Consider the following 24,831-nt stretch of genomic DNA (forward strand, 5'->3'; position numbering starts at 1 on the left):
CGGGGGGGGGGGGGGGGGCCCGGGGGGGGGGGCGGGGGGGGGCGGGGGGGCCGCCCGGCGGCCCGGCCCGCGGGGGGGGCCCCGGGGGGCGGCGGGGGGGCCCGGGCGGCCGCCACGGCGGGACTCGATGAGGGCGACCGCCTTCTCGGGCAGCCAGGCCGAGGCGGTCCCGCTGTCGTCGGAGCCGGATCCGAACAGGTGGGGGGCGAGCTGGGCCTGCAGGTCGGCGGGGGTGGGGCGGGCCTGGGCCTCCATCTGCATGCAGGACTCGATCAGCGGGCGCAGCTCGTCCGGCAGGCCCTCGAGGTCCGGGCCCTCCCTGAGCAGCATGAAGACCGTCTCGACCGGGTTGGCGCCGTGGAAGGGGGCGTGTCCGGTGGCCGCGAAGACGAGGGTGGAGCCGAGCGAGAAGACATCGCTGGCGCCCGTGACGCTGCGCGAGTCCTTGGCCTGCTCGGGGGACATGTAGGCGGGCGTACCGACGGCGACGTTGGTCATGGTCAGACGCGTGTTCGACACACCTGACGCGATACCGAAGTCGATCACTCGCGGCCCGTCCTCGACGACGAGCACGTTGGACGGCTTGAGGTCGCGGTGGACGAGACCCGCGCCGTGGATCGACTGGAGCGCCTCGGCGACGCCCGCCGCCAGCCAGCGCACCGCCTGGACCGGGAGCGGTCCGCAGTCGTTCACTATCTCCTCGAGGGAGGGCGCGGGCACGTAGGCGGTGGCCAGCCACGGCACGGCCGCGCGCGGGTCCGCGTCGACCACCGCCGCCGTGTAGAAGCCGGAGACCGCCCGCGCGGCCTCTACCTCGCGCGTGAAGCGGACCCGGAACAACTGGTCCTCGGCCAGCTCCGTGCGGACCGTCTTGATCGCCACGCGCCGCCCGGACGCCGAGCGCGCGAGATAGACCAGCCCCATGCCGCCGGCACCCAGCCGTCCCAGCACCTCGAACGGCCCGATCCGCCGCGGATCGTGCTGCGTCAGCTGATCCACCACTTGCCTGCCACCTCCCCGTACGAGCCGCGCCACCTACATATGTACGCGACCGAAGTGCAGCGTCTCACCACCGCACCGCCGTGGCGGCACGCACCCCGATTCTTCCTGGCCCGGGCACTGGTTGCGAACCCGGTGACGAATCAGGATGCCATGCCGCAAATCCCCCCTCTTCGGCCCCCGGAGGACGGCTCTCACCTCTGGAGTACGGCGAAGGACGCCCCCTGATTGTCGACGACGACGGCCACGGTTCCGTACGACGTCTCGAAGGGTGGCACCTGCACCCGCCCGCCGAGCCGACCGACGGTCCCCAGAGCGGCCTCGGTGTCCGCCACCCGGAAGTGGACGAGGAAGTGGGGCGGCATCTCGGGCGGGAAGGCGTCGGAGACGGAGGCGCGGCCGAAGTCGGGGTCGGCGTCCCGGCCGAACAGGGCGTCGTGGAAGAGGCCGCCGTAGAAGGCGTTGGCGGCCCCGGTGTCGCGGGCGTACAGCTGGGCCCAGGCGAACGTGCCCACCTCGTGGCGTCTGCCGAAGCCGGTGTGGTCGCCCGGCTGCCACAGGCCGAAGACGGCGCCGTCCGGGTCCGCGGCCAGCCCGGCCGTGCCCAGCGAGTCGACCGGATGGGGCAGGGCGACGATCTGACCGCCGGCGGCCCGGATCCGCCCGGCCAGCGCCTCGGCGTCCGGGGTGGCGAAGTACACCGTCCAGACGGTGGGCAGCCGACCGTCCGTCTTGTGCGCGAGGGCGGCGACGGGCGCGCCGTCCAGGCGGGCCCACACCGAGCCGCCGGGCGCCGCCTCCCGGTCGAAGGTCCACCCGAAGAGCTCACCGTAGAAGCGCTTGCCCGCCTCGACGTCGGGAAGCTGCGCGTCCACCCAACAGGGGACGCCCTCTGTGTACGTGGATGCCCTGTTTTCGGCCATGCCGTCAAAGTAACCGGGTCTCCCGCAGGCCGCAGACCAGGCACACCAGCCTCCGCGCACTCGTGCACCCCATTTGCAGTCGGCCGAATCGCGCTCCCATCACCCCTCGGTAAGCTGACGACATGACAGGACAAGTGCGTACCGTCGACGGCCGCGTGGCCGGTCGGCGTGGGCAGGCGACCCGGCAGAAGCTGCTCGACTGCCTCAGCGAGATGCTCAGCTCCTCCCCCTACCGGGATGTCAAAGTCATCGATGTCGCCCGCAAGGCGGGCACTTCGCCCGCGACCTTCTACCAGTACTTCCCCGACGTCGAGAGCGCCGTCCTCGAACTCGCCGAGCAAACGGCCGCCGAGGGCTCGGGATTGACCGAGCTGCTCCAGGGGCGGTCGTGGGCCGGCAAGTCCGGGTGGCAGACCGCTCAGGAACTCGTCGAAGGCTTCCTGGAGTTCTGGCGCCGAAACGAGGCGATCCTGCGCGTGGTCGACCTCGGCGCCGCCGAGGGCGACAAGCGCTTCTACAAGATCCGTATGAAGGTCCTGAACCCGGTGAACAACTCCCTGGCGGACTCTATTGCCGAACTCCAGTCCAAGGGCCGGGTCGACAAGGACGTGAACCCGGCCGCGGTCGCCGGTTCGCTGGTCGCGATGCTCGCGGCGGTCGCCTCGCACCAGAAGGGTTTCACCTCCTGGGGCGTGAAACAGGCCGAACTCAAGCCGAACGTCGCGCTGTTGGTGCACCTGGGCGTCACCGGCAGGAAGCCGACCAGATAGCACGGGCCCCCGGCTCACTCCTTTTTCCCGGCCCCAAGTCCTGTCAGGCAGGCGGCGGTTCACCCAGGTGGACCGCCGCCTGCTGCACTGTGGGGCCCCTTGGGCCACCGGCTCCGCGTCACGCGGGCAACGGCCGGTCCTTGACGACGTGCTTCATCACCAGCGTGGACGTCAACCGCTGTACGCCCGGCAGAGTGGCGAGCCGCTCGTCGTACAGCCGCTGGAAGGCGGCGAGGTCGGCGGTGGCGACCCGCAGCAGGTAGTCCGGGTCGCCGAACAGCCGCTGCGCCTCCAGCACGTGCTCCACCTCGCTGACCGCCCGCTCGAACCCGGCCACCGTGTCCCGGTCCTCCTGCCGCATCGAGACGAAGACCAGCGCCTCGAAGGTAAGCCCGACGGCGGCCGGATCCACCACCGCCCGGTACCCCTGCACGGCCCCCGACCGCTCCAGCTCCCGCAGCCGCCGGTGACACGGCGAGACACTCAGCCGCACCCGTCCGGCCAGCTCCGTCACGGTCAGCCGCCCGTCCTGCTGCAGCTCGGCAAGGATCTTCCGGTCCACGTCGTCCACGAGGAATATTCTCCCCCATCAGGGCGGATCATGAGCAAATTTAAGAAACACTTTCGCGCCAATCACGCCTAATGTCACCGGCATGCACTCCGGAACGCTGCTTTCCTTCCTCGCCCTCGACTTCCTGCTGGTCTGCGTACCGGGCGCCGACTGGGCCTACGCGATCGCGGCCGGCCTCAGGGACCGCTCGGTGGCGGTGGCGGTGGCGGGCCTGGTCGCCGGTTACGCCCTGCACACGCTGCTCGCGGCGGCCGGCCTCGCGGTCCTGGTGGCGGGCTCGCCGAGTCTGCTCACGGCCCTGACGGTGGCGGGCGCCGGCTACCTGGTGTGGCTGGGCTGGGGAGTGCTGCGCAGGCCGGCCGCTCCGGGTGCGGCCGAGGAGCCGCTCGCCACGACCGGCCCGCGCGTCTTCCTGCGCGGCGCCACCATCAGCGGCCTCAACCCCAAGGGCCTGCTGCTCTACCTCTCGATCCTCCCCCAGTTCCTGACCACGCACGGCGGGCACGTCCCCGTACCCGTGCAGACGGCCACCCTCGGCCTGCTGCACATGGCGTGCTGCGCCGCCGTCTACCTCACGGTCGGCACCCTCGCCCGCGCGCTGCTGCGCGCCCGCCCGACGGCGGCCCGCGCGGTCACCCGGACCTCGGGCGCGGCGATGCTGGGGATAGGGGCGTTCCTGCTGGTGGAGCGACTGGCGACCCTGTAGGGAAGGCGCGTGCGGGCAGCCGCGCGCGCGACTGAGCCAGCGGCGCGTTCGGCACCCCCGCGCCCGGCGACGGCAGCCGCGCGTGCGGTCACCTGCGTTCGAGCCGGAACAGGCGGATCTCGCGCTCGACCCGCGCCTGGTAGGTGGCGTACGGCGGCCAGAAGGCGAGGACGGCCTTCCAGGCGGCGGCCCGCTCCTCCCCCTCCAGCAGCCGGGCCCGCACCGGAATGTCCTCGCCCTTCCAGCTGATGCCGGAGTCGGGGTGGGCCAGGAGGTTGTGCGTCCAGGCGGGGTGACCGGTCCGCCCGAAGTTGGACCCGACGAGGATCCAGCTCCGCCCGCTGTCCTCGGGCATGCAGGCGAGGGGCGTACGGCGGGGCAGACCGCTGCGGGCCCCGGTGGACGTCAGCAGCACTCCGGGCAGCATCACCGCGCTGAGCAGCACCTTTCCGCCGGTGAGCCGATGGACGGCGCGGTCCAGCGCGGGTACGACCCGGGGGGCGACGCGGGCGAAGGCCCGTGTGGAGGACACCTTCTGCACGACCCGCGTCACACCCTTGGCCCTCACACCGCCACCTCCCGCCGCTGGAAGAGACCCGCCAGGTCGGCCGCGTGCGCGCGCAGCCGGTGCACGGGCCCGAACAGCAGTTCGTCGCCCGCTGCCCGCTTGAAGTACAGGTGCGCCTCGTGTTCCCAGGTGAAACCGATCCCGCCGTGCAGCTGAATGCCCTCACCGGCGGCGATCCGCAGCGCTTCGAGGGCCTGCGCCAGGGCGAGGCCGCCCACGCGCTCCCCGTGGGACGTCGCCCAGGCCGCGTAGTAGGCGGCCGAGCGGGCCGCCTGGAGCTGGACGTACACGTCGGCCAGCCGGTGCTTGACCGCCTGGAACGAGCCGATGGCCCGGCCGAACTGCTCACGCTGCCCGACGTACTCCACGGTCCGCTCCAGCGCCCGGTCGGCGGCGCCCACGGCCTCGCAGGCCAGTACGGCGGCGGCGCCGTCACCGGCGGCCGCGAGCGCACCGAGCACGTCCGCCCCCTCCTCGCCCAGCAGTTCGGCGGGCACGTCCCGCAGTTGCAGTGAGCCCTGCGGCCGGGTGGCGTCCAGGGCCGTCTGCCGCGCCCGGACCAGCCCGGCCGCGTCCCCCGGCACCAGGAAGAGCAGGGTGCGCGAGCGGGCGAAGCCACCGGTGTGCGCGGCGACCACGAGCAGCCCCGCGCCCTGCCCGTCGAGCACCTGGTCGACCTGCCCGTACAGCCGCCAGCCGCCGTCCGCCATCCGCGCCTGCACCCCGCCCGCACGGCCCCCGCCGGCCCAGTCGCCGCCGTTGGCCGAGGTCAGCGACAGCGCGACGGCGAGGGCGGTGCCCGGCACGGCGAGGGTGGCGGTGAGCGACCCGGCGGCGATCCGCGGCAGCAGTCCGGCGCGCTGGCCGGGCGTCCCCAGGGCGAGGATCAGCGGCCCGGCGAGCACGGAGGTCGCCAGCAGCGGCGAGGGGGCGAGCACCCGGCCCGTCTCCTCACAGGCCAGGGCGAGCTCCGTCATCGAGCATCCGACGCCGCCGCGGTCTTCGGGCAGGGCGAGCCCCGGCAGGCCGAGCTGTTCGGCGAGGACGGTCCACAGGGCGGGGTCGTACCCGGCGGGGGTGCCGACGGCGGCGCGCACCTCCTCCGCCCCGCACCGTTTGTGCAGCAGCTCGCGCAGGGTGCGGCGGATCCCGTCCTGCTCGGCCGTGAAGCGGGCGTCCATGGGTCTCCCTCCGGATCTGACGGCCCGTCATGTTAGGGCGGCGGGGGCCGGAAGCCCAGAGCGCGGGGCATGTCGCCCGGCAGGCGACCTGATATACCGTCAGATTCATGACTTCAGGGAACCGGAAGGTGGCCGTGGTCGGCGTGGCCCTGTCCGACTGCGGCCGGGTGGACGACGCCACGCCGTACACCCTGCACGCCCAGGCGGCCCGCCGCGCCCTGGCGGACGCGGGCCTGGACCGCGGCCGGGTGGACGGCCTCGCCTCGGCGGGCCTGGGCACCCTGGCCCCCGCCGAGGTGGCCGAGTACCTGGGCCTGCGCCCCACCTGGGTCGACTCCACCTCGGTCGGCGGCTCGACCTGGGAGGTCATGACGAGCCACGCGGCGGACGCGATAGCCGCCGGCCACGCGGACGTGGTCCTCCTCGTCTACGGCTCCACGGCCCGCGCCGACATCAGGGCGGGCCGCCGCACCGGCACGCTGTCCTTCGGCAACCGCGGCCCGCTCCAGTTCGAGGCGCCGTACGGCCACACCCTGATCGCCAAGTACGCCATGGCGGCCCGCCGCCACATGCACCAGTTCGGCACGAGGATCGAGCAGTTGGCGGAGGTCGCCGTTCAGGCGCGGGCGAACGCGCAGCTGAATCCCGAGGCGATGTTCCGCTCCCCGATCACCGTCGGGGAGGTCATGGACGGCCCGCTGATCGCGGACCCGTTCACCAAGCTCCACTGCTGCATCCGCTCCGACGGCGGCGCGGCGGTCCTCCTGGCCGCCGAGGAGTACGTACGCCACTGCCGCAGGCCCCCGGTCTGGATCCTCGGCGCCGCAGAACACGTCTCCCACACCACCATGTCCGAATGGCCCGACTTCACCGTCTCCCCGGCGGCGGTGAGCGGCCGCCTGGCCTTCGCGCGGGCCGGGGTGCGGCCGCAGGAGATCGACTTCGCGGAGATCTACGACGCCTTCACCTACATGACGCTGGTGACACTGGAGGACCTCGGCTTCTGCGCCAAGGGCGAGGGCGGCGCGTTCGTGGAGAAGGGACGGCTGCTGGTGCGGGGCGGCGAGCTGCCGGTCAACACCGACGGCGGCGGACTGTCGGCCCAGCACCCCGGCATGCGGGGCCTGTTCCTGCTGGTGGAGGCCGTGCGGCAACTGCGCGGGGAGGCCGGGGAACGGCAGGTCCGCAAGAGTGGTGGACGGCTGCCGGAGCTGGCCGTGGCCTCGGGTACGGGGGGCTGGTTCTGCTCGTCCGGGACGGTCGTCCTGGGCCGGTGACAGGGCTCTTCCGCGCCGGGACTCACCGTTCGTCCAGGCCCTCCTCGTCGCGCAGTCTGCGCCAGATGCGGGTGCGGTGCTTCGTCGCCTACGCACCCGCAGTCACTCACCCGGGTGAGTCAGCGGACGGTACGGAGGAATTCCGACCAGGTGGTGGGGGTGACGGCGAGAGTGGGGGCGCCGGGTCGGTGGTCTTTGGAGTCGCGGATGTGGACGGTGTGGGCGGTGGTGGCTATTTCCAGGCAGGCGCCGCCCTCGTTGTCGCTGTAGCTGGACTTGAACCAGTCGTAGGCGACCTCGACGCAGGCCTCGCCTTCGTTGTTGCTGTAGCTGGACTTGAACCAGGCCAGTTCAGTGTTCACAGTTGCCCCGCTTTCCTCTCGATGAGCTCCGCGGTCTCCCAGGGGGTGAGCGCCTGGGCCCGGAGGATGCCGAACAGGTTCATCAGCCGATTGACCCGCTCCGGCTCGGAGAGCAACGTACTGCCACCGTGACCTTCGGTGTACACCAAGTTGCGCCCTTCCTCCGTGCTCATCAGCTGGAAGGGCCCGCGCAGCCCGGCATGGGTGTGGCGCCGGGTCGGCATGACCTGAACTGTCAGATGCCCCAGCGTGTTCATGCGGCCGAGCAGATGACAGAGCTGTTCCTTCAAGACCCCGATGCCACCGATGGGCCGTTCCAGCACCGACTCCTCGATGACGAAGCCCAGGTGCGGGGGCAGTTGACGGGTCAGCACCGCTTGTCTCTCCAACCGGGCCTCGACATGCTGCTCGATCTCCTCTTTGGCGTACGCCGGAACGCGAACGCCGTACAACGCGCGCACGTAGGACTCGGTCTGAAGCAAACCCGGGACGAGCATGGTCTCGTAGCCGCTGACCACCTGCGCCTGGCGCTCCAACCGCACCCAGTCCACGAACTTGGGCGGGTACTTCTCCTTCTCGACGATCTCGACGCACGCCAGCAGCGCACCCCGTGCGTCAAGCGCGCCGTCCGCGGCCTTCAGGAACTCGATCGCCGGAATCCGCTCACCCCGTTCATACGCACCGAAGCACGACTCGGAGACGTGAACCAGCTCCCCCGCCTCCTTCTGAGTGAGGTCCATCCGCACTCGGTGGATCCGCAGCAGCTCTCCCACGAGCCGCCGTCCCACGGAAACCTCCGCCTTCACCCCCACAACGACCACCACCCTCCCCACAAACGACGATGTGGACCGTGTCCGTCTAGTCACGCTACGCAATCACCGCAACCCTCGTAGCCGTGAAGCAGAAACTCACCCCCAATTGGGTCCCCCGCGCCGGTCTCCAACTCCGCCTCGCCGGGGTCCACTTCGACGCGATCCGGGTGTGCGGTGTGCGTGGGGAGGCCGTGCTGCATCACCTGTCGGCGCTCACCGGCGGCCGGCCCGGTCCCGTGGTGAGGGAGGTGAACGGGGGCCGGTGGACGTACTTCCTCCTGGCGCCCGGCGAGAGCGCGGAGCACGACTGGCCGCCGGGGGCGCGCCGGTTCGGCCGGTCGTCGCGGGCCGAGTACATCGGCGTCCCGGCGCCGGAGGGGAACACGTATCCGCTGAGCTGGCGCGCCGGGCCGCCCGAGGTCGGAGAGTTCGTGGACGCCGATCTGCTGCACGGCGTACTCCGGGCACAGCTCTGCCGCCACGCCGAGTGATACTCGGGGCATGGAAACGGATGTGCACGAGCTGCTGAGGTCACTTCGCGTGTGGGACCCGGAGGTCACCGAGCTGCCCCCGCTCGCCCCCGCCACCGCACCCGCGGAGCCTCTGCCCCTCTTCACGGCGTGGTTCGCGCAGGCGGTCGCGGCCGGGCAGCCGGAGCCGCACACCGTGTCGCTGGCGACGGCCGACGAGGAGGGCCGCCCGGACGTCCGGATCGTGATGCTGCACGGCGCCGACGAGAGCGGCTGGTTCTTCGCCACCCACGCGGGCAGCCGCAAGGGCCGTCAGCTGGCCTCGCGCCCGTACGCGGCCCTGGCCTTCTACTGGCCGGTGCACGGCCGCCAGATCCGCGTCCGGGGCCCGGTCACGGCCGCCCCGCCCGAGCAGGCCCAGTCCGACCTGCACGCCCGTTCGACGGGCGCCCTGGCCGCCGCCCTCACCGGTCGGCAGAGCGAAGTCCTCGGCTCCGTGGAGGAGTTGGCGGCGGCATCCGAGACGGCCTGGGAGCGGGCCCGGCGGGAGCCGGACGCCGAGGTCCCCTCCTGGACCCTCTACCGGCTCCAGCCGGAGGAGGTCGAGTTCTTCCAGGGCGACGCAGGCCGCCGCCACGTACGCCTGCGCTACCGGCGCACGGAGGACGGCTGGATCCACGAGCTCCTGTGGCCCTGACGACAGGGCCCGGGCCCCGCCTACACCGCTGACGGCTCCGGATCCGTGGCGAGCCGCGCGTGCAGGTGTGCGTCCCGGAACGCGTCCCGGCGGCCTGCCTCGAATATGGACCCGCGCAGGATCCCCTCGGCCAGGAAGCCGCACTTCTGCGCCACCCGGCAGGACACCTCGTGCCCGACGGCGTGGTCCAACTCCAGCCGGTGCATGCCCAGTTCGTCGAAGCCCCAGCGGGCGGCGAGCCGCAGGGCGCGGGTGGCCACGCCCTGTCCGCGGGCCTCGGGCAGCACCCAGTACCCGATCACCGCGATGCGCTGGGCCTGCCGGATGTCGTTGAAGCCGATGTGCCCGAGGGGCGTACCGCTCTGCGGGTCCGTGATCCGGAACGCGGCCGTCGCGCCCTCCGCCGCCCGGATCGCCCGCGTCCGGAGCGAGTCCCGGGCCCCTGCCCGGTCCGTGATGGGCACAATCGGTGTGTTCCAGCGCTGGAACTCGGGATCGGTGACACCGCGCAGCCATGCCTCCACGTCGGCGTCGGAGTCCGGGTCCCAGGGGCACAGGCGCAGTCCGAGGCCTTCGGTCAGCGCGGCCGACAGGTTCCCGGAGTCGCGGAGGTTGGCGGTCATCGGATCATTCAACACCGAACCGGTGCCGGAGCGCCTCCCGAAAAGGGCCGGAAGACCGGAACGACAACTTCCCCTGTCTCCCCGGCCTCTGCGGCCTCCCCGGCGCTCCGGAAGGCCACCTCCAACTCCATCCCCACGCACAGCTCTTCGGCCTCGACGACCTCCGTCATCATCCGGGGCCCCTCCGCGAGCTCGACCACGCCCGCCACGTACGGCGTGCGCTGCCCGAAGGGCGGCAGATCGTTGCGGTGGACGACGGACCAGGTGTAGAGGGTCGCCCGCCCGCTCGCGGCCTCCCAGGTCACGTCCTCGCTCCAGCAGTGGGGGCAGAACTCCCGCGGATAGTGGTGCGCGCGCCGGCACGCCGCGCAGCGCCGGACCAGGAGCCGCCCCCGGGCGGCCGCCTCCCAGTACGCCCTGGTGAAGGCGTCGGCCTCCGGCAGATCGAACCGGGGCGTTGCGCGCGGCCTCGCCGGATCCGTCACCCGAACCACCCCAGCGCGCCGTCCACCGACCACGTCTGCCACGACATCCCGAACAGCCCGACCACCGAGATCAGCGCCATCATCGAGTTCTGGCCCTGCTCGGCCCAGTCGTGGATCATGAGCGCGAAGTAGAGGAGGTTCAGCAGCAGTCCCCCGGCCAGCGCGACCGGGGTGAGGAAGCCCAGGATCAGGCCCAGGCCCAGTGCGAGTTCCGCGTACACCACGACGTACGCCATGACCCGCGGCCGGGGGGCGACGACCGTGTCGAAGCCGGAGCGCACGGCGTTCCACCGGTGCCTGGCGGCTATGTCCGCCGCCCAGGCGATGCCGCTCCCGGTCTCGAACCAGCTCTTCCTGTCCTTGTGCCGCCAGCTCTCCAGCCACCACAGGCCCAGGCCGATGCGCAGCACCGCCAGCCACTGCGCACCGGTGAGCCAGATCGTGTCCGTGTCCATGGACGCTCCCGCCGCCGACCGAATCTGACGGTACGTCAGTTTCAACCCCGGCGCTCCGTGCCGCAAGGGAGCGGAGGCCGGCACCGTGCGCGGCGGTGATCACCGGGGCTCCACAACCGGGCGGTCTGTGCCACGAGTCGCACCCACTCCCCCCCGTAGCCGTGATCAATCCGCAACCAATTCCGGTCTTGACCGAGACCCATCAACGGTGCGGGTGATTACGCTCCCGTTATGGCCGACTCCACACTGTCCCCGACCGCCGGTGCAAGCGCTCCCGCCGACCGTCCCGTCTACGTCGTCGGCGGCGGCCCGGGCGGTCTCTCCGTCGCGTACGCGCTGCGCGCGCAGGGGATACGCGCCGTCGTGCTGGAGAAGTCGGACCGGGTGGGAGCGTCCTGGCGGCGGCACTACGACCGGCTGCACCTGCACACCACCCGGCGTCTGTCGGCCCTGCCGGGGCTGCCCCTGCCGCGGCGGTTCGGGCGGTGGGTCTCCCGGGACAACGTGGTGCGCTACCTGGAGAAGTACGCCGAGCACCACGAGCTGGAGATCGTCACCGGCGTCGAGGTCTCCCGCATCGAGCGCACACCCGACGGCACCGGCTGGCTGCTGCACGCCACCGGCGGCCGGGAGCTGACCGGCGGCGCGGTCGTCGTCGCCACCGGCCACAACCACACGCCCCGGGTGCCCGACTGGCCGGGACTTCAGGACTACACGGGCGAGTTCCTGCACGCGTCCGCATACCGCAACGCCGGGCCCTACACCGGCCGTGACGTGCTCGTCGTCGGCGTGGGCAACACCGGCGCGGAGATCGCCGTCGACCTGGTCGAGGGCGGGGCCGCACGCGTACGTCTGTCGGTGCGCACCGCCCCGCACATCGTCCGCCGGTCGACCGCCGGGTGGGCCGCGCAGTACACGGGCGTACTCGTGCGGCGGCTGCCGGTCGGACTCGTCGACCGGCTCGCCCGGCCGATGGCCGGACTGAGCGTGCCCGACCTCTCGGCACACGGTCTGCCCCGCCCCGGAACCGGCCTGTACTCCCGGGTCACCGAGGGGTCGATCCCCGTCCAGGACGTCGGTCTCATCGACGCCGTGCGCAAGGGGACGGTGGAGGTCGTGGCGGCCGTCGACGGCTTCGAGGAGAGCAAGGTCGTCCTCGCCGACGGCAGCCGTATCGAGCCGGACGCCGTCGTCGCGGCCACCGGCTACGTCCGCTCCCTGGAGCCGCTGGTCGGCCACCTGGACGTGCTGGACGCACGCGGCAGACCCGTCGTCCACGGCGCCCGCACCCCGGACCACGCACCCGGTCTGTACTTCACCGGCTTCACCAACCCGATCAGCGGCATGATCCGCGAACTGGCCATCGACGCGCGGAAGATAGCCAGGGCGGTCGCGAAGACGAACGCGAAGAGCGGCGGCGGCCAGGTGTCCCGCCTGCTGACCTGAGCCGGGGGACGCCGGGTTCGCTGCAGAGCGTGCGCCGGGCGCGAGGTCGCGGGCCCATCAGGGCACGCCGAGTTCGAAGAGCACGTAACCCGCGTACGAGCCGGAGGCGACCGCGGCGACGGCGAGCAGCGTGAACCGCAGGACCGGTCCCAGGCGGCGCATGGCGACGGCGACGGGAATGAAGAGCGGGAACGCGGGGAGCAGATAGCGGGAGACGTTGGCGAATATCTGCTGGCTGCTGAGGACCAGCACGATGGTCAGGATCGTGTGGACCGTCAGGACGGCCGGTGGGCGCAGCCTGATGAGCAGCGGAGTCAGGATCAGCGCGAGCAGCACGGTGGCGACGGCGACGATGTCCGCGAAGGGGAAGGCCGCGAGGTAGTTGAAGTGGCCCACGGGGACGGACCGGAACACCGTGAGCGTGTACGTGCCGTAGTCGAAGGTGTGGGCCCACGCGCCCTTCTGCAGCTTGAAGTAGCCGCCCCAGTCGCCCATCCGGTGGCCGACCCAGAGCAGATAGCCGAGCAGTCCGAGCGGGGCCGTCACGGCCGCCGCGGCCGGACGCAGCAGATCGCCCCGGTGTCCGGCCCCGCCCCGGTGCCGCAGGATCGAGAGCAGCGCGGCGAGGCCGACGGCCGCGATCAGCGCGGCGGCCGTGGGCCGGGCCAGGCCGGCGGCGCAGGCGAGGATCCCCGCCGTCGGCCAGCGCCGGGTCATGACGGCGTGACAGGCCCAGACGGCCAGGGCGACGTAGACGGATTCCGAGTAGCCCGACCACTCCACACCGGACCCCGGCCACACCGCCCACAGACCCGCCGCGGCCAGCGCGGCCTGCCGCCCGCCGAGCCGGGCGGTGACCGTGTAGATCCCCAGGGCCGCCACGAACGAGGCGACGACGGAGACCAGGAGCCCGGCACCGAACAGACCGAGACCGGTGCACTCGGAGACGAGCCGCATCAGGGCCGGGTAGAGCGGGAAGAACGCCGCCGAGTTGCCTTCGAGGGTGATCAGGCCGGTGGCGCCGGGGACCGGGACGAGCGCCGGGTGGTAGCCGTGCGCGGCGATCTGCTGGTACCACCAGCCGTCCCAGGTGACGAGTACGTCCCAGGCGTGCGCGCCGCCACCGAAGCGCGGATGCTTGCCCCGGTAGTCGCCGGAGGATTGCAGCAGATGCAGGAAGACGGCGAACCCGATGAGCTTCAGGGTGCCGTACAACGCGAAGACCCGAAGGGCGTGGTGGCGGGCCGTGCGGCGCAGCCGCTGCCACCGGCCCCGTTCCGGGCGGGAATCGGGGGGCGCCGCGGGCGAGGGACCGGGCGGCCGGCCGGCCGGCAGGGCGGGCCATCCCGCCGGGGTGGTGCCGTGGTGAGTCGTGTCCGCGGAGTTCATCGTCAGGCCACGCTCTCCGTCCGGCGCTGACGCGGGCGGAACACCCAGGCCCGCAGGAGCAGGAACCGCAGCAGTGCCGCGGCCAGGTTGGCGGCGACCAGCACCGCCACCTCGACGGAGCGTGCGGCACCGGGCGCCTCGTGGTGCAGGGCGGCGAGCGCGCCGCCGGTGAGCAGCAGGCCGACCGCGAACACCACCAGCCCCCGGGCCTGTTGGCCCACCGCACCAACCCGGCCGCGCAGCCCGAAGGTGAGCCGCCGGTTCGCGGCCGTGTTGGCGAGGGCGCAGACCAGGAGCGCCAGGGCGTTGGCGGTCTGCGCTTCCCACGCGGGCCGCAGGGCCGTGTAGAGCAGCACGTGGGCGACGCTGCTCACCGCTCCGACGGCGGCGAAGCGCAGCAGCTGGGAGGCGGGCCCGCCCGGTGGTGCGCCGCCGTCGCCGCGACGCAGCTGCCCCACGGGCAGGACTCCGCGGGCGAGCGCCCCGCCGACGCGGGCCATGCCCCGCAGGTCGGCCAGGGCGGTGGGGAGGATCCTGACCCTGCTGTCGGGGTCGTCCACCCAGTCGACCGGTACCTCGTGGATGCGCAACCCGGCCCGCTCGGCGATCACCAGCAGTTCGGTGTCGAAGAACCATCCCGAGTCCTTCACCAGGGGCAGCAGCCGCATCGCGACGTCCCGCCGCACGGCCTTGAAACCGCACTGTGCGTCGGAGAAGCCGACGGCGAGGGTGGAGCGCAGAAGGACGTTGTAGCAGCGGGAGATCACCTCCCGCTTGGCGCCGCGCACGACGGTGGATCCGCGGGCCAGCCGGGTCCCTATGGCGATGTCGGAGTGCCCGGAGATCAGCGGCGCCACCAGGGGCAGCAGCGCCGTCAGTTCGGTGGACAGGTCCACGTCCATGTAGGCGAGCACCGGGGCGGTCGAGGACGTCCACGCGGCCCTCAGCGCCCGGCCCCGGCCCTTCTCGGCCAGCCGCATCCACCGCGTTCCGGGGAGTTCCGCGGCCAGCCGGGCGGCGATCCGCGGGGTGTCGTCCGTGCTGGCGTTGTCGGCGACGGTGATGCGGAAGGAGTAGGGGAAGGCCGCGCGCAGGTGCGCGTGCAGCCGCCGGACACTCGGTTCCAGATCCCGTGCCTCGTTGAACACCGGAACGACCACGTCCAGGACGGGCTCCGGGTGGTCCGGGGGCAGAGGTGTGCGCACGGGGAGGTGGTCCGTCGGGGGGACCGCTATGTCGTATGTCACGGTTTTCCCTGTTCTGCGTTCTGGCGCCGGGCATGCCGAAGGCGTTCGCGGCAGCCGCGTGATCACGGAATACGGAGGGCGGGAGCGGAAGGGCCGGAAGGAGCGGAAGGAGCGGAAGGGCCGGAAGGGGCGGAGGGTCTCTGAGGCCGGTGAGGCAGCGGGAGGCGGGGGCCGGGCTGCGCGGCCGGGGTCATCCTGAGCGGTATGGAGTGACGGTGGATGACGGGGCGTCGCCCGGGTACGTGGGCGTCGATGTCGTCCCCGTGGCCCGGCTCGTGGGAGGGGGCGACCCGTGCGCGGTGGCCGTGACCCCGGGCGGGTCCGGGGGCAACGAGGTGGGGAACACGGTGCCGGACGGGTCCGGGGCGGGAGCGGAGGTCGTCGCACCGGGGTCACCGGACGCGCCCGTGCCGGTCGGGGCGGCGGGCACGGTCACCGAGGCGGACGGCGTCGGTGTCGCGCCCGGCATGGTCGAGGGCGAGGGGCCGCCCGGCCGGGTCAGCGGGGCCTGGGGCCGGTCGGCGGCGGTTCCCCTGGGCAGCAGCACCAGGCCGGCGCCGAGTCCGGCCAGCACCAGGACCGAACCCACCGCCTTCTGCGCCATCCGGGTACGGCGGCGGGTGCGCACCCCGGCCCGCAGACGCTCCTGGTGCCGCGGCCGGAACGGGGTGTGTTCCCGGGTGTCGCGCATCATCCGCGCCAACTCCCGCTCGAAGTGGTCCATGGTCTCCCTCAACCCACCGGATCGATGACATCGGCCAGAAGCCGGCGCAGCCGCGCCACGCCACGGGTGGCGTGGGAGCGCGCGGTGCCCACCGGACAGCCCAGCGCCGCCGCGACCTGCTTCTCGGGCAGGTCCTGGTAGTAACGCAGCACCACCGCGGCCCGCTGCCCCGGCGTCAGCTGTGCCAGCGCCTCCTCCAGCCGGGAGCGCTCCGCCACGACGGCGGACACGTCCTCCGGCTGAGGCAGATCGGGCAGCTGGGCGACCGGACGCTCACCCCACCACCGCCGCCGGGCCGAGCGCGCCGCAGCCCGCGCCAGCACCTTGCGCACATACGCCTCCGGCGCCTCGTCGGCGACCTTGGGCCACACGAACCAGAGCTTGACCAGGGCCTCCTGCAGCAGATCCTCCGCCCGGTGCAGATCGCCCCCGCACAGCAGGCGCGCGAGGTGGAACAACGCCGACCAACGGGCCGCCACGAACCCGTCGAACCCTTCGGCCCGAGCTTGCTCCATCCGCACCGTCCCGCTTCGCCCTGTGCTTGCACCCATGAAAAAGACGTCGGGACCTCCCCCGCTATGCACCCGCCCGGCGTGATCCGGGTCACTGCTTGCGAGCAGGGCCCAGGGCTTTGCCTGCACAACCGTTCCTGACCTCGCGCGAGTTCAGTAATCTGACAGAGCGTCAGTTACTTGGCAGTCACGACAGGAGCGGGCGGAACGATGCTTGGATCAACCCACGGCACCCTCACCACCGACTCCCGCCGGGCCCGGGTCATCGCGTGCGGTCAGGAGCGGACCGGGACCGCCGTCCACGGCCGGGCGGCCGACGTGGGCGAGCTCGATGTCAGCGGCCGCCCGCTGCACGCCGAAGTCCCCGACCTGGACCGGTTCTTCCGGCCCGAGTCCGTCGCGGTGATCGGCGCCTCGGACACCGAGGGCCGGCCGAACACCGGCATCACCCGGCAGCTCGTCGCCTGGGCCGGGCGGGTCGGCGCGCGGCTGCATCCGGTGCACCCGAGCCGGCCGTCCGTCTTCGGCATCCCCTGCCTGCCCCGGGTCGCCGACCTGCCCGCGCCGGTCGACCTCGCCGTGGTGCTGGTCGCCGACCCCCTTCCGGTGATCGCGGAACTCGCCGAGGCCAAGGCGAGGTTCGCCGTCGTCTTCGCCTCCGGCTTCGCGGAGACGGGCGAGGAGGGCGCCCTCGCGCAGGCCCGGCTCGCGGCCGCCGTGGGGCGCTCCGGGCTGCGGCTGCTCGGCCCGAACACCAACCTCAACGCCTTCGAGGACTTCCGGGACGACCTCGACGGGCCCGCCATCGCCCTCATCACCCAGTCCGGCCACCAGGGGCGGCCCGTTTTCGCGCTCCAGGAACTCGGCATCCGGCTCTCCCACTGGGCCCCCACCGGCAACGAGGCCGACCTGGAGACCGCGGACTTCATCTCCTACTTCGCCGAGCGGCCCGAGGTCGGTGCCATCGCCGCCTACGTCGAGGGACTGAAGGACGGCCGTTCCTTCCTGCTCGCCGCCGACCGGGCCGCCCGGCGCGGGGTGCCCGTCGTCGCGGTCAAGGTGGGCCGCACCGAGACCGGCGCCCGGACCGCGGCCACCCACACCGGCAAGCTGACCGGTGCCGACGAGGTCGTCGACGCGGCCATGCGGCAGTACGGCGTCATCCGCGTGGACGGCCTCGACGAACTCCAGGACACCGCGGCCCTGCTGGCACGGGCCCGCGAACCCCGGGCCGACGGGGTCGTCGTGTATTCGATCTCGGGCGGCACGGGCGCGCACGTCGCCGACCTGGCCGACCGGGCCGGGCTCCGGCTGCCGGTCCTGTCCGGGGCCCGGCAGGCCGAGCTGCACCAGTGGATACCTCAGTACCTGAGCGTCGCCAACCCCGTCGACAACGGCGGCCACCCGGTCGGGGACTGGCGCGGCCGGAAGATCATCGACGCGATCCTCGACGACCCGGACGTGGGCGTGCTGATCTGCCCCGTCACCGGGCCGTTCCCGCCGCTGAGCGACAGGCTCGTACAGGACCTGGTGGACGCGGCGGAGCGGACGGACAAGCTGGTGTGCGTGGTGTGGGGGTCGCCGGTGGGCACCGAGGGGGCCTACCGGGAGGTCCTGCTGGGCTCCTCCCGGTTGGCGACCTTCCGCACCGTCGGGAACTGCCTCACCGCCGTCCGCGCCTGGCTCGACCACCACCGCTTCGCCCACCGCTACCGCTCGCCCTTCGACGAGGCACCGCGCACGCCCTCGCCGTCCTTCCGCAAGGCGCAGGCCCTGATGCGGCCCGGACAGCAGCTGAGTGAGCACGCGGCGAAGCAGCTGCTGCGGGCCTACGGCATCCGGGTGCCGCGCGAGCAGCTGGTGACCAGCGCGGCGGCGGCCGTGCGCGCGGCGGGCCTGGTGGGCTACCCGGTGGTGATGAAGGCCTCCGGCGCGCAGATCGCGCACAAGTCGGAGCTCGGGCTGGTGAAGATCGGGCTCACCTCTGCCAGCCAGGTGCGGGACGCCTACCGCGAGCTGACCGACATCGCCCGCTACGAGGGCGTCTCGCTGGACGGCGTACTGGTGTGCCAGATGGTCGAGCGGGGCGTGGAGATGGTCGTCGGCGTCACCCACGACGACCTCTTCGGGCCGACGGTGACCGTCGGGCTCGGCGGTGTGCTCGTCGAGGTGCTGCGGGACGCCGCCGTACGGGTGCCGCCCTTCGGCGAGGACCAGGCCCGCGCCATGCTCGCCGAACTGCGCGGCCGGGCCCTGCTCGACGGGGTGCGGGGGCGGCCCCCGGCCGACACCGACGCGCTCGTCGAACTCGTCCTGCGGGTGGAGCGCATGGCACTGGAACTCGGGGACCAGCTCGCGGAGCTCGACATCAACCCTCTGGTGGTGCTGCCCAGGGGGCAGGGAGCGGTGGCCCTGGACGCGCTGGCGGTGTGCCGCTGACATGGACGACTCCGCCGAGCGCTGGATACGGCACGCCACCGACCGCCACGTCCTTGGCATCACCCTCGACCGCCCGGAGGCCCTCAACGCCCTCACCCCCGACCTGCGTGAGCGCCTCGTCGCGCTGTTCACGAACGCCTCCGCCGACCCGGACGTACGGGCCGTCGTCCTCACCGGGACGGGCCGCGGTTTCTGCGCGGGAGCGGACCTGCGCGGGTCCGGCACGAACGGTGAGCGGATCGCCGGTGACGTGGCCCGCACCCTGCGCCTGGGCGCGCAGCGGCTGATCGGCGCCGTCCTCGACTGCGAGAAACCGGTGATCGCCGCCGTGAACGGCACCGCGGCCGGGCTCGGCGCGCATCTCGCGCTCGCCTGCGATCTCGTACTGGCCGCGGAGTCGGCCCGGTTCATCGAGGTGTTCGTACGGCGCGGGCTCGTGCCGGACGCGGGCGGCGGGTATCTCCTGCCGCGCCTGATCGGACCGCAGCGCGCGAAGGAGCTGATGTTCTTCGGGGACGCCGTCACCGCGGCGGACGCGGAGCGGCTCGGGCTGGTCAACCGTGTGGTGCCGGACGCGGAACTGGAGAAGACGGCCCGCGAGTGGGCCGTGCGTCTGGCCGCCGGTCCGACCCGCGCGCTCGCACTCACCAAGCAGCTCGTGAACGCCTCCCTGGACGGCGGCCGCGCCTGCGCGTTCGCCGCCGAGGCGGCCGCCCAGGAGATCAACATGACGACGGCGGACGCGCGGGAGGGAGTGACGGCCTTCACCGAGCGCCGAAGCCCCGGGTTCAGGGGGCGGTGAGGCTTCCCATCTGACGTACCGTCAGCTTCAATGAGGGGTGTGATGGGACAAGCAGGGACGGCCGAAGCCGCCGTCCGCTACCTGAGGTCCACCGGGACGGCTCCTGTCCGACCGCCCGTCGAGGCGCTGCCCCGTCCGGAGTTGCGGTGCGTGCGCGCGGACGAGCGGGCCCCCGTCGACCAGGGCGAGTTCCGGCGCGTGCTGGGGCACTTCGCGACGGGCGTCACCGTCGTCACGGCACCACCCGCCGATGGGGAGGACAGCCCCGCCGGCTTCGCCTGCCAGTCCTTCTCCTCCCTCTCCCTCGACCCGCCGCTGGTCGCCTTCATGGCCGGCCGTACGTCGACGACGTGGCCGCGGATCGCCCGGGCCGGCGTCTTCTGTGTGAACGTACTGAGTGCGCGCCAGCGCGAACTGTGCCGCCGTTTCGCGGTGAGCGGCGCGGACAAGTTCGCGGGCGTCGTCCACGACGCGGCCCCCGTCTCCGGGGCCCCCCGCCTCGCGGGCGCCCTCGCGTGGATCGACTGCACGGCCCACAGGGTGCACACGGGCGGGGACCACCTGATCGTGGTGGGGCGGGTGAACGCCCTGGGAACGAGCGACACCGAGGAAGCGCCACTGCTGTTCCACCGGGGCCGGTTCCTGTAGAGCCTGTCATGCGGTTCAGGCCTCCTGAGGCCTGCCCTGGCCCGCCGGCACGAGCAGGGTGGCGGGAACGGCCGGCCGCCGCCTGATCACCAGGGCCATCAGGGCCGCCGCCGCGCACAGCGCGCCGGAGGCGTACCAGATCACGTCGTAGGAGCCGAAGACGTCCCGGCCGACACCGCCGAGGTAGGCCACCAGGGCCGCGCCGACCTGGTGGGAGGCCAGCACCCAGCCGAAGACGATCGCACTGTCCTCGCCGTACTGCTCCCGGCACAGGGCCAGGGTGGGCGGGACCGTGGCCACCCAGTCCAGGCCGTAGAACACGATGAAGAAGAGCATCGGCGGGTGGACCTCCGGTGCCAGCAGCATCGGCAGGAACAGCAGCGAGACACCCCGCAGCGCGTAGTACACCGCGAGCAGACGGCGCGAATCGAAGCGGTCGGTGAACCAGCCCGAGGCGATGGTGCCGGCCACGTCGAACAGGCCGATGACCGCGAGCAGCGAGGCCGCCGTCGTGACGGGCATGCCGTGGTCGTGCGCGGCGGGCACGAAGTGGGTCTGGATCAGGCCGTTGGTGGAGGCGCCGCAGATCGCGAAGGTACCGGCCAGCAGCCAGAAGGGGCCGGTGCGGACCGCGGAGAACAGGACGGTGAGCGCCCGGCGGGCGGCACCGGGGGCCGGCTCCGGCTTGGGTACGTACTCCCGCGCGCCGTACGGCTTCAGGCCCAGGTCGGCCGGATGGTCGCGCAGCAGCAGCCAGACGAAGGGGACGACGGCGAGGGCCGCCAGCGCCACCGTGACCGCCGCCGGACGCCAGCCGTGCGACTCGACCGTCCAGGACAGGATCGGCAGGAAGATCAGCTGGCCGGAGGCGGAGGCCGCGGTGAGGATGCCGCTGACCAGGCCACGGCGGGCGGTGAACCAGCGTTCGGTGACCGTCGCCGCGAAGGCCAGCGCCATGGCGCCGGTGCCCAGGCCGACCAGCAGGCCCCAGCACAGCCACAGCTGCCAGGCCGTGGTCATCCACACGGTCAGTCCCGAACCGGCGGCGATCACGGTCAGCGCGACCGCGACCACCCGGCGGATGCCGAAGCGGTCCATCAGCGCCGCGGCGAAGGGTGCGGTGAGCCCGTACAGCGCGAGGTTGATCGAGACGGCGGCGCCGACGGTGCCGTGCGACCAGCCGAACTCCTGGTGCAGGGGGTCGATGAGCAGGCCGGGGAGCGAGCGGAAGGCGGCCGCCCCGGTGATCGTGACGAAGGTGACGGCGGCGACGAACCACGCGCGGTGCGGGGACGTCATGCGGCTCCGCCGCGTGCGGGCACGGCGGATGGACGGCGTTTCCCCGGCGGGCGCCGGCTCGGTTGTCTGAGTCACGTCATAGAGCTTCCGGCGCGGGACCCTCCGCATCGAGTGGCCCGAAAGACAGTGTTCGTTAGGATCGGGCCATGAGCCCAGGACCGCAGTTCCGCCCGCACCGCGTCGTCGTCCTCGCCCTCGACGGGCTGCTCCCCTTCGAAATGGGCATCCCGCACCGCATCTTCGGGCGGCCCAGGGACGCAGGGGGACGGCAGCTGTACGAGGTCGTGACCTGCTCGGTCCGGCCGCCGGGGCCGGTCGAGACGGACGCCGACTTCTCCCTCCACGTGCCCAACGGGCCGGAGGCCCTGGCCACCGCCGACACGGTGATCGTCCCGTCGTCGTACGAGCTCGGCCCGGTGTACGAGCACGGCGTGCTGACCGACGAACTGGCCGCGGCTCTCGCGCGGATCCGGCCGGGCACCCGCCTCGCCTCCATCTGCACCGGCGTCTACGTCCTGGCCGCCGCCGGGCACCTCGACGGCCGCCCCGCCACCACGCACTGGGCCGAGGCCGACCGCTTCCAGCGGATGTTCCCGCGTGTCGAGGTCAACGCGGAAGTGCTGTTCATCGACGACGGCGACGTCCTGACCTCGGCGGGCGTCGCGGCCGGGATCGACCTGTGCCTGCACATCGTGCGCCGCGACCACGGCACCGCGGTCGCCAACGAAGTGGCCCGGCGCACCGTCGTACCGCCGCACCGCGACGGCGGGCAGGCGCAGTTCATCGACCGTCCCGTGCCGGACCCGCAACTGGCCACCACGACCGCGGCACGGGCGTGGGCGCTCGGCCGGCTGCACGAACCGATCCAGCTGCGGGACATGGCCGGGCAGGAGTCGATGTCCGTACGGACCTTCACCCGGCGCTTCCGCGAGGAGGTCGGGGTCAGCCCCGGGCAGTGGCTCACGCAGCAGCGGGTGGAACGGGCCCGGCACCTCCTGGAGTCCACGGACCTGTCCATCGACCAGATCGCCCAGAACGCCGGCTTCGGCACGGCCCAGTCAATGCGCCAGCACCTCCAAACAGCACTCGGCGTCACACCCACCGCCTACCGACGGACCTTCCGTACCACCAGGACGTGAGCAGGGCCCCGGACGTCAATTCGTGAACACGGATCTGTCCGTCAGAACGTGAGCACAGCCCTGGCCACCCGCCCCGCCTCCGCGTCCGCGCTCGCCTTTTCGAAGTCTTCGACGGGGTAGGTCCGGGTGACCAGTTCGTCGAGGAGGAGGTGGCCGGTGCGGTACAGGCCGGCGTAGCGGGCGATGTCCCGTTGGGGGCGGGAGGAGCCGTAGCGGCAGCCCAGGACGGACTTGTCCAGGTACAGGGAGGACACGAGGAAGGACGCCTCCGCCGTCGCGGGGGGCACGCCGAGCAGGATCGCCTGGCCGTGCCGGTCCAGCAGGTCGATCGCCTGGCGGATCAGCTCCACCCGGCCCACGCACTCGAAGGCGTGGTCGGCTCCGGTGGGAAGGACGTCCTTCACGCCCTGCGTCGAGGTGAGGAAGTCGGTGGCGCCGAACCGCCGGGCCACCGGCTCCTTCGCCGGGTTGGCGTCCACCGCGACGATCCGCGTGGCGCCCGCGATCCGCGCTCCCTGGATGACGTTGAGGCCGATCCCCCCGGTGCCGATGACCAGCACACTGTCCCCGTGCTCCACACGGGCGCGGTTGAGGACGGCACCCACCCCGGTCAGCACGCCGCAGCCGATGAGCGCGGCGGACGGCAGCGGGATGTCCTCCGGGACGCGGACCGCCTGCACGGCCTTGACCACCGTGCGTTCGGCGAAGGCCGAGTTGGACGCGAACTGGTACAGGGGGCGGCCGTCCCGCGTGAACGGCCGCCCCGGCCGCCCGATCGCCCGGCGGCACATCGTCGGCCGGCCGCGGTCGCAGTCGGCGCACGTACCGCAGTTGGCCAGCGTGGACAGGGCCACATGGTCCCCGGGCGCAACGTGCGTGACGCCGGCGCCCACCGCCTCCACCACACCGGCGCCCTCATGGCCGAGCACCACGGGAACCGGGAACGGTATGGTCCCATCCACCACCGACAGGTCGCTGTGGCACAGCCCGGCCGCCGAGATCGCCACCCGCACCTCGCCCGGTCCCGGATCCCGTACCGCCAGATCGTCCACGACCCGGACCCGCTTGCCGTCGAACACCACACCGCGCATTCCGCAGCCCCCTCAGCTCTTGGGTTCCCTCGGCAGGCCGAGCACGCGCTCGGCGATGATCGTGCGCTGGATCTGGTCCGAGCCGCCGTAGATGGTGTCGGCCCGGGAGAAGAGGAACAGGTGCTGCAGCGCGTCCAGTTGGTAGGGCACCCCCGGCGACCAGGGCGACGGACCGGCGCTCGCCGCGGCCCCGCGCACCTGCATCGCCAGTTCGCCGAGCCGCTGGTGCCAGCCGGCCCACAGCAGCTTGGCCACGCTGGGGGCGCCCGCGTCGCCCGAACCGCCCAGGGTGCGCAGGGCGTTCCAGCGCATGGCGCGCAGTTCGGCCCACTGGCGGACCAGGCGGTCCCGTACGACGGGGTCGTCCGCGGCGCCGGTGTCGAGGGCCGTGCGTACGACCCGACCCAACTCCTCGGCGAAGCCGATCTGCTGGGCGAGCGTGGAGACCCCGCGTTCGAAGCCGAGCAGGCTCATCGCGACCCGCCAGCCGGCTCCCTCACCGCCGACGACGTGCTCCGAGCGTGCGCGTGCGCCGTCGAGGAAGACCTCGTTGAAGTCGCTGGTGCCGGTCATCTGGCGGATCGGGCGGACCTCGATGCGGCCGGGCTGGTCCATGGGAACAAGCAGGAAGCTCAGGCCCCGGTGGCGGGGGGCGGCGGGGTCGGTCCGGGCCAGCAGGAAGCACCAGTTGGCCTCCTGGGCGAGTGAGGTCCAGATCTTCCGGCCGGTGACGCGGTACGTCCCGGCCCCGTCCCGTACGGCCGTGGTGCGCACGCCGGCCAGGTCGGAGCCGGCGCCGGGCTCGCTGTAGCCCTGGCACCACAGTTCCTCACCGGCGGCGACCGGGGGCAGGAAGCGGGACTTCTGCTCGTCGGTGCCGTGGGCGATGAGGGTGGGGGCGAGGAGGTTCTCGCCGATGTGGCCCGAGCGGGGCGGCGCTCCGCAGCGGGCGTACTCCTCGGCCCAGGCGACCTGCTGGGTGAGGGTGGCGGTGCGGTTGCCGTACCCGGACACGGGCCAGCCGAGGCCTATCCAGCCGGCCCGTCCCAGGGTGCGCTCCCAGGCGCGGCGGTCCGAGGCGAGGTCGGCGTGCTCGGCCAGCCAGGCGCGGACCTCGCCGCGGAACGCCGCGTCCTCAGGGGTGAATCCGAAGTCCATGGAGGCCTCCCTTGTAATCACCGGCCGACGTCCGCGCC

Annotated in this window: 27 protein-coding genes; 10 read left to right on the plus strand and 17 right to left on the minus strand. The window is 72.8% G+C overall.

The features are described from left to right. On the minus strand, nucleotides 1-1,002 hold a 1,002-nt coding region (locus tag AB0A61_RS23395), incomplete at its 3' end, for a serine/threonine-protein kinase (RefSeq protein ID WP_361295339.1). A 191-nt stretch (nucleotides 1,003-1,193) separates the two neighbouring features. Beyond that, entirely contained in the window at nucleotides 1,194-1,922 is a 729-nt protein-coding gene (locus AB0A61_RS23400) for a VOC family protein (protein ID WP_361295342.1), read from the minus strand. 122 nt (nucleotides 1,923-2,044) lie between these two features. On the opposite strand from AB0A61_RS23400, the gene AB0A61_RS23405 reads away from it, so the two are divergent. Beyond that, complete coding sequence (locus AB0A61_RS23405) at nucleotides 2,045-2,692, plus strand: TetR family transcriptional regulator (RefSeq protein WP_361295345.1); 648 nt, start codon at nucleotides 2,045-2,047, stop codon at nucleotides 2,690-2,692. A 118-nt stretch (nucleotides 2,693-2,810) separates the two neighbouring features. Here AB0A61_RS23405 and AB0A61_RS23410 read toward each other — a convergent pair whose 3' ends face one another. Beyond that, nucleotides 2,811-3,263: an Lrp/AsnC family transcriptional regulator gene (locus AB0A61_RS23410; RefSeq protein WP_361295348.1), complete on the minus strand. Its 453-nt coding sequence runs from the start codon at nucleotides 3,261-3,263 to the stop codon at nucleotides 2,811-2,813. Between the two features lie 82 nt (nucleotides 3,264-3,345). On the opposite strand from AB0A61_RS23410, the gene AB0A61_RS23415 reads away from it, so the two are divergent. Then, nucleotides 3,346-3,969, plus strand: a complete 624-nt coding sequence (locus AB0A61_RS23415; RefSeq protein ID WP_361295351.1) for a LysE family translocator — start codon at nucleotides 3,346-3,348, stop codon at nucleotides 3,967-3,969. An 88-nt stretch (nucleotides 3,970-4,057) separates the two neighbouring features. On the opposite strand, the gene AB0A61_RS23420 is transcribed toward AB0A61_RS23415, so the two are convergent. Both AB0A61_RS23420 and AB0A61_RS23425 read right to left on the minus strand, forming a co-directional pair. Continuing rightward, nucleotides 4,058-4,537 carry a nitroreductase family deazaflavin-dependent oxidoreductase gene (locus AB0A61_RS23420; RefSeq protein WP_361295354.1) on the minus strand — a complete coding sequence of 160 codons (480 nt, stop codon included), beginning with the start codon at nucleotides 4,535-4,537 and terminating at the stop codon, nucleotides 4,058-4,060. Then, nucleotides 4,534-5,718: an acyl-CoA dehydrogenase family protein gene (locus tag AB0A61_RS23425; RefSeq protein ID WP_361295357.1), complete on the minus strand. Its 1,185-nt coding sequence runs from the start codon at nucleotides 5,716-5,718 to the stop codon at nucleotides 4,534-4,536. Before AB0A61_RS23425 ends, AB0A61_RS23420 begins: the two co-directional genes overlap by 4 nt. A gap of 107 nt (nucleotides 5,719-5,825) precedes the next feature. Between AB0A61_RS23425 and AB0A61_RS23430 the strand changes: the two genes are divergently transcribed. Next, nucleotides 5,826-6,995, plus strand: coding sequence for an acetyl-CoA acetyltransferase (locus AB0A61_RS23430; RefSeq protein WP_361295360.1), 1,170 nt, complete (start codon nucleotides 5,826-5,828; stop codon nucleotides 6,993-6,995). A 119-nt stretch (nucleotides 6,996-7,114) separates the two neighbouring features. Here the strand turns inward: AB0A61_RS23430 and AB0A61_RS23435 are convergent, their stop codons facing one another. After that, the gene (locus AB0A61_RS23435) at nucleotides 7,115-7,357 is read right to left on the minus strand and encodes a DUF397 domain-containing protein (RefSeq protein WP_361295363.1); all 243 of its coding nucleotides are present in this window, start codon (nucleotides 7,355-7,357) and stop codon (nucleotides 7,115-7,117) included. After that, nucleotides 7,354-8,145, minus strand: coding sequence for a helix-turn-helix transcriptional regulator (locus tag AB0A61_RS23440; RefSeq protein ID WP_361295366.1), 792 nt, complete (start codon nucleotides 8,143-8,145; stop codon nucleotides 7,354-7,356). The genes AB0A61_RS23435 and AB0A61_RS23440 overlap by 4 nt, the downstream gene beginning before the upstream one ends. A 107-nt stretch (nucleotides 8,146-8,252) precedes the next feature. Here AB0A61_RS23440 and AB0A61_RS23445 point away from each other — a divergent pair, with 107 nt between their 5' ends. Together AB0A61_RS23445 and AB0A61_RS23450 are read left to right on the plus strand one after the other, a co-directional pair. Then, the gene (locus AB0A61_RS23445) at nucleotides 8,253-8,660 is read left to right on the plus strand and encodes a hypothetical protein (protein ID WP_361295369.1); all 408 of its coding nucleotides are present in this window, start codon (nucleotides 8,253-8,255) and stop codon (nucleotides 8,658-8,660) included. A 10-nt stretch (nucleotides 8,661-8,670) separates the two neighbouring features. Further along, nucleotides 8,671-9,336, plus strand: coding sequence for a pyridoxal 5'-phosphate synthase (locus AB0A61_RS23450; RefSeq protein ID WP_361295372.1), 666 nt, complete (start codon nucleotides 8,671-8,673; stop codon nucleotides 9,334-9,336). 20 nt (nucleotides 9,337-9,356) lie between these two features. On the opposite strand, the gene AB0A61_RS23455 is transcribed toward AB0A61_RS23450, so the two are convergent. From AB0A61_RS23455 to AB0A61_RS23465, 3 genes are read right to left on the minus strand one after another with little or no spacing between them, the layout of a single operon-like run. After that, nucleotides 9,357-9,959 (minus strand): GNAT family protein, encoded by a 603-nt coding sequence (locus AB0A61_RS23455; RefSeq protein WP_361295375.1) that lies wholly within the window; start codon nucleotides 9,957-9,959, stop codon nucleotides 9,357-9,359. 8 nt (nucleotides 9,960-9,967) lie between these two features. Next, nucleotides 9,968-10,444, minus strand: a complete 477-nt coding sequence (locus AB0A61_RS23460; protein WP_361295378.1) for an OB-fold domain-containing protein — start codon at nucleotides 10,442-10,444, stop codon at nucleotides 9,968-9,970. Beyond that, on the minus strand, nucleotides 10,441-10,899 hold the full coding sequence (locus AB0A61_RS23465; protein ID WP_361295381.1) for a DoxX family protein: 459 nt from the start codon (nucleotides 10,897-10,899) through the stop codon (nucleotides 10,441-10,443). Before AB0A61_RS23465 ends, AB0A61_RS23460 begins: the two co-directional genes overlap by 4 nt. Before the next feature lie 231 nt (nucleotides 10,900-11,130). On the opposite strand from AB0A61_RS23465, the gene AB0A61_RS23470 reads away from it, so the two are divergent. After that, nucleotides 11,131-12,345 (plus strand): NAD(P)/FAD-dependent oxidoreductase, encoded by a 1,215-nt coding sequence (locus AB0A61_RS23470; protein WP_361295384.1) that lies wholly within the window; start codon nucleotides 11,131-11,133, stop codon nucleotides 12,343-12,345. Between the two features lie 57 nt (nucleotides 12,346-12,402). Here AB0A61_RS23470 and AB0A61_RS23475 read toward each other — a convergent pair whose 3' ends face one another. From AB0A61_RS23475 to AB0A61_RS23490, 4 genes are all read right to left on the minus strand, one after another. Then, on the minus strand, nucleotides 12,403-13,734 hold the full coding sequence (locus AB0A61_RS23475) for a hypothetical protein (RefSeq protein WP_361295387.1): 1,332 nt from the start codon (nucleotides 13,732-13,734) through the stop codon (nucleotides 12,403-12,405). A 2-nt stretch (nucleotides 13,735-13,736) separates the two neighbouring features. Continuing rightward, nucleotides 13,737-14,939, minus strand: a complete 1,203-nt coding sequence (locus AB0A61_RS23480; RefSeq protein WP_361295390.1) for a glycosyltransferase — start codon at nucleotides 14,937-14,939, stop codon at nucleotides 13,737-13,739. Between the two features lie 232 nt (nucleotides 14,940-15,171). Then, complete coding sequence (locus AB0A61_RS23485) at nucleotides 15,172-15,705, minus strand: hypothetical protein (RefSeq protein WP_361295393.1); 534 nt, start codon at nucleotides 15,703-15,705, stop codon at nucleotides 15,172-15,174. 8 nt (nucleotides 15,706-15,713) lie between these two features. Further along, entirely contained in the window at nucleotides 15,714-16,220 is a 507-nt protein-coding gene (locus AB0A61_RS23490) for a SigE family RNA polymerase sigma factor (RefSeq protein WP_361295396.1), read from the minus strand. A gap of 207 nt (nucleotides 16,221-16,427) precedes the next feature. Between AB0A61_RS23490 and AB0A61_RS23495 the strand changes: the two genes are divergently transcribed. Genes AB0A61_RS23495 through AB0A61_RS23505 form a run of 3 tightly spaced genes read left to right on the plus strand, consistent with a single transcriptional unit; the run spans nucleotide 16,428 to nucleotide 20,106 of the window. Continuing rightward, complete coding sequence (locus tag AB0A61_RS23495; RefSeq protein ID WP_361295398.1) at nucleotides 16,428-18,656, plus strand: acetate--CoA ligase family protein; 2,229 nt, start codon at nucleotides 16,428-16,430, stop codon at nucleotides 18,654-18,656. Between the two features lies 1 nt (nucleotide 18,657). Next, nucleotides 18,658-19,458, plus strand: a complete 801-nt coding sequence (locus AB0A61_RS23500) for an enoyl-CoA hydratase-related protein (RefSeq protein ID WP_361295401.1) — start codon at nucleotides 18,658-18,660, stop codon at nucleotides 19,456-19,458. A 42-nt stretch (nucleotides 19,459-19,500) separates the two neighbouring features. Further along, nucleotides 19,501-20,106 (plus strand): flavin reductase family protein, encoded by a 606-nt coding sequence (locus AB0A61_RS23505; RefSeq protein WP_361295404.1) that lies wholly within the window; start codon nucleotides 19,501-19,503, stop codon nucleotides 20,104-20,106. 15 nt (nucleotides 20,107-20,121) lie between these two features. On the opposite strand, the gene AB0A61_RS23510 is transcribed toward AB0A61_RS23505, so the two are convergent. Next, nucleotides 20,122-21,405: an MFS transporter gene (locus AB0A61_RS23510; protein ID WP_361295407.1), complete on the minus strand. Its 1,284-nt coding sequence runs from the start codon at nucleotides 21,403-21,405 to the stop codon at nucleotides 20,122-20,124. A 146-nt stretch (nucleotides 21,406-21,551) separates the two neighbouring features. On the opposite strand from AB0A61_RS23510, the gene AB0A61_RS23515 reads away from it, so the two are divergent. Then, nucleotides 21,552-22,544, plus strand: a complete 993-nt coding sequence (locus AB0A61_RS23515; protein WP_361295410.1) for a helix-turn-helix domain-containing protein — start codon at nucleotides 21,552-21,554, stop codon at nucleotides 22,542-22,544. Between the two features lie 41 nt (nucleotides 22,545-22,585). Here the strand turns inward: AB0A61_RS23515 and AB0A61_RS23520 are convergent, their stop codons facing one another. Together AB0A61_RS23520 and AB0A61_RS23525 are read right to left on the minus strand one after the other, a co-directional pair. Continuing rightward, on the minus strand, nucleotides 22,586-23,635 hold the full coding sequence (locus tag AB0A61_RS23520; RefSeq protein ID WP_361295413.1) for a Zn-dependent alcohol dehydrogenase: 1,050 nt from the start codon (nucleotides 23,633-23,635) through the stop codon (nucleotides 22,586-22,588). Nucleotides 23,636-23,647: 12 nt separating this feature from the next. Then, nucleotides 23,648-24,793, minus strand: a complete 1,146-nt coding sequence (locus tag AB0A61_RS23525) for an acyl-CoA dehydrogenase family protein (protein ID WP_361295416.1) — start codon at nucleotides 24,791-24,793, stop codon at nucleotides 23,648-23,650. Nucleotides 24,794-24,831: the final 38 nt, after the last annotated feature.

Source organism: Streptomyces sp. NPDC046197 (assembly GCF_040646295.1).
GTDB lineage: Bacteria > Actinomycetota > Actinomycetes > Streptomycetales > Streptomycetaceae > Streptomyces.

Bases quoted from the DNA above. Each gene is read 5' to 3' on its own strand.
- AB0A61_RS23505 (WP_361295404.1), top strand. From the start codon at position 19,501: ATGGGACAAGCAGGGACGGCCGAAGCCGCCGTCCGCTACCTGAGGTCC.
- AB0A61_RS23490 (WP_361295396.1), bottom strand. From the start codon at position 16,220: ATGGAGCAAGCTCGGGCCGAAGGGTTCGACGGGTTCGTGGCGGCCCGT.
- AB0A61_RS23520 (WP_361295413.1), bottom strand. From the start codon at position 23,635: ATGCGCGGTGTGGTGTTCGACGGCAAGCGGGTCCGGGTCGTGGACGAT.
- AB0A61_RS23455 (WP_361295375.1), bottom strand. From the start codon at position 9,959: ATGACCGCCAACCTCCGCGACTCCGGGAACCTGTCGGCCGCGCTGACC.
- AB0A61_RS23415 (WP_361295351.1), top strand. From the start codon at position 3,346: ATGCACTCCGGAACGCTGCTTTCCTTCCTCGCCCTCGACTTCCTGCTG.
- AB0A61_RS23405 (WP_361295345.1), top strand. From the start codon at position 2,045: ATGACAGGACAAGTGCGTACCGTCGACGGCCGCGTGGCCGGTCGGCGT.
- AB0A61_RS23485 (WP_361295393.1), bottom strand. From the start codon at position 15,705: ATGGACCACTTCGAGCGGGAGTTGGCGCGGATGATGCGCGACACCCGG.
- AB0A61_RS23430 (WP_361295360.1), top strand. From the start codon at position 5,826: ATGACTTCAGGGAACCGGAAGGTGGCCGTGGTCGGCGTGGCCCTGTCC.
- AB0A61_RS23475 (WP_361295387.1), bottom strand. From the start codon at position 13,734: ATGAACTCCGCGGACACGACTCACCACGGCACCACCCCGGCGGGATGG.
- AB0A61_RS23495 (WP_361295398.1), top strand. From the start codon at position 16,428: ATGCTTGGATCAACCCACGGCACCCTCACCACCGACTCCCGCCGGGCC.
- AB0A61_RS23510 (WP_361295407.1), bottom strand. From the start codon at position 21,405: ATGACGTCCCCGCACCGCGCGTGGTTCGTCGCCGCCGTCACCTTCGTC.
- AB0A61_RS23470 (WP_361295384.1), top strand. From the start codon at position 11,131: ATGGCCGACTCCACACTGTCCCCGACCGCCGGTGCAAGCGCTCCCGCC.
- AB0A61_RS23465 (WP_361295381.1), bottom strand. From the start codon at position 10,899: ATGGACACGGACACGATCTGGCTCACCGGTGCGCAGTGGCTGGCGGTG.
- AB0A61_RS23400 (WP_361295342.1), bottom strand. From the start codon at position 1,922: ATGGCCGAAAACAGGGCATCCACGTACACAGAGGGCGTCCCCTGTTGG.
- AB0A61_RS23450 (WP_361295372.1), top strand. From the start codon at position 8,671: ATGGAAACGGATGTGCACGAGCTGCTGAGGTCACTTCGCGTGTGGGAC.
- AB0A61_RS23515 (WP_361295410.1), top strand. From the start codon at position 21,552: ATGAGCCCAGGACCGCAGTTCCGCCCGCACCGCGTCGTCGTCCTCGCC.
- AB0A61_RS23425 (WP_361295357.1), bottom strand. From the start codon at position 5,718: ATGGACGCCCGCTTCACGGCCGAGCAGGACGGGATCCGCCGCACCCTG.
- AB0A61_RS23525 (WP_361295416.1), bottom strand. From the start codon at position 24,793: ATGGACTTCGGATTCACCCCTGAGGACGCGGCGTTCCGCGGCGAGGTC.
- AB0A61_RS23500 (WP_361295401.1), top strand. From the start codon at position 18,658: ATGGACGACTCCGCCGAGCGCTGGATACGGCACGCCACCGACCGCCAC.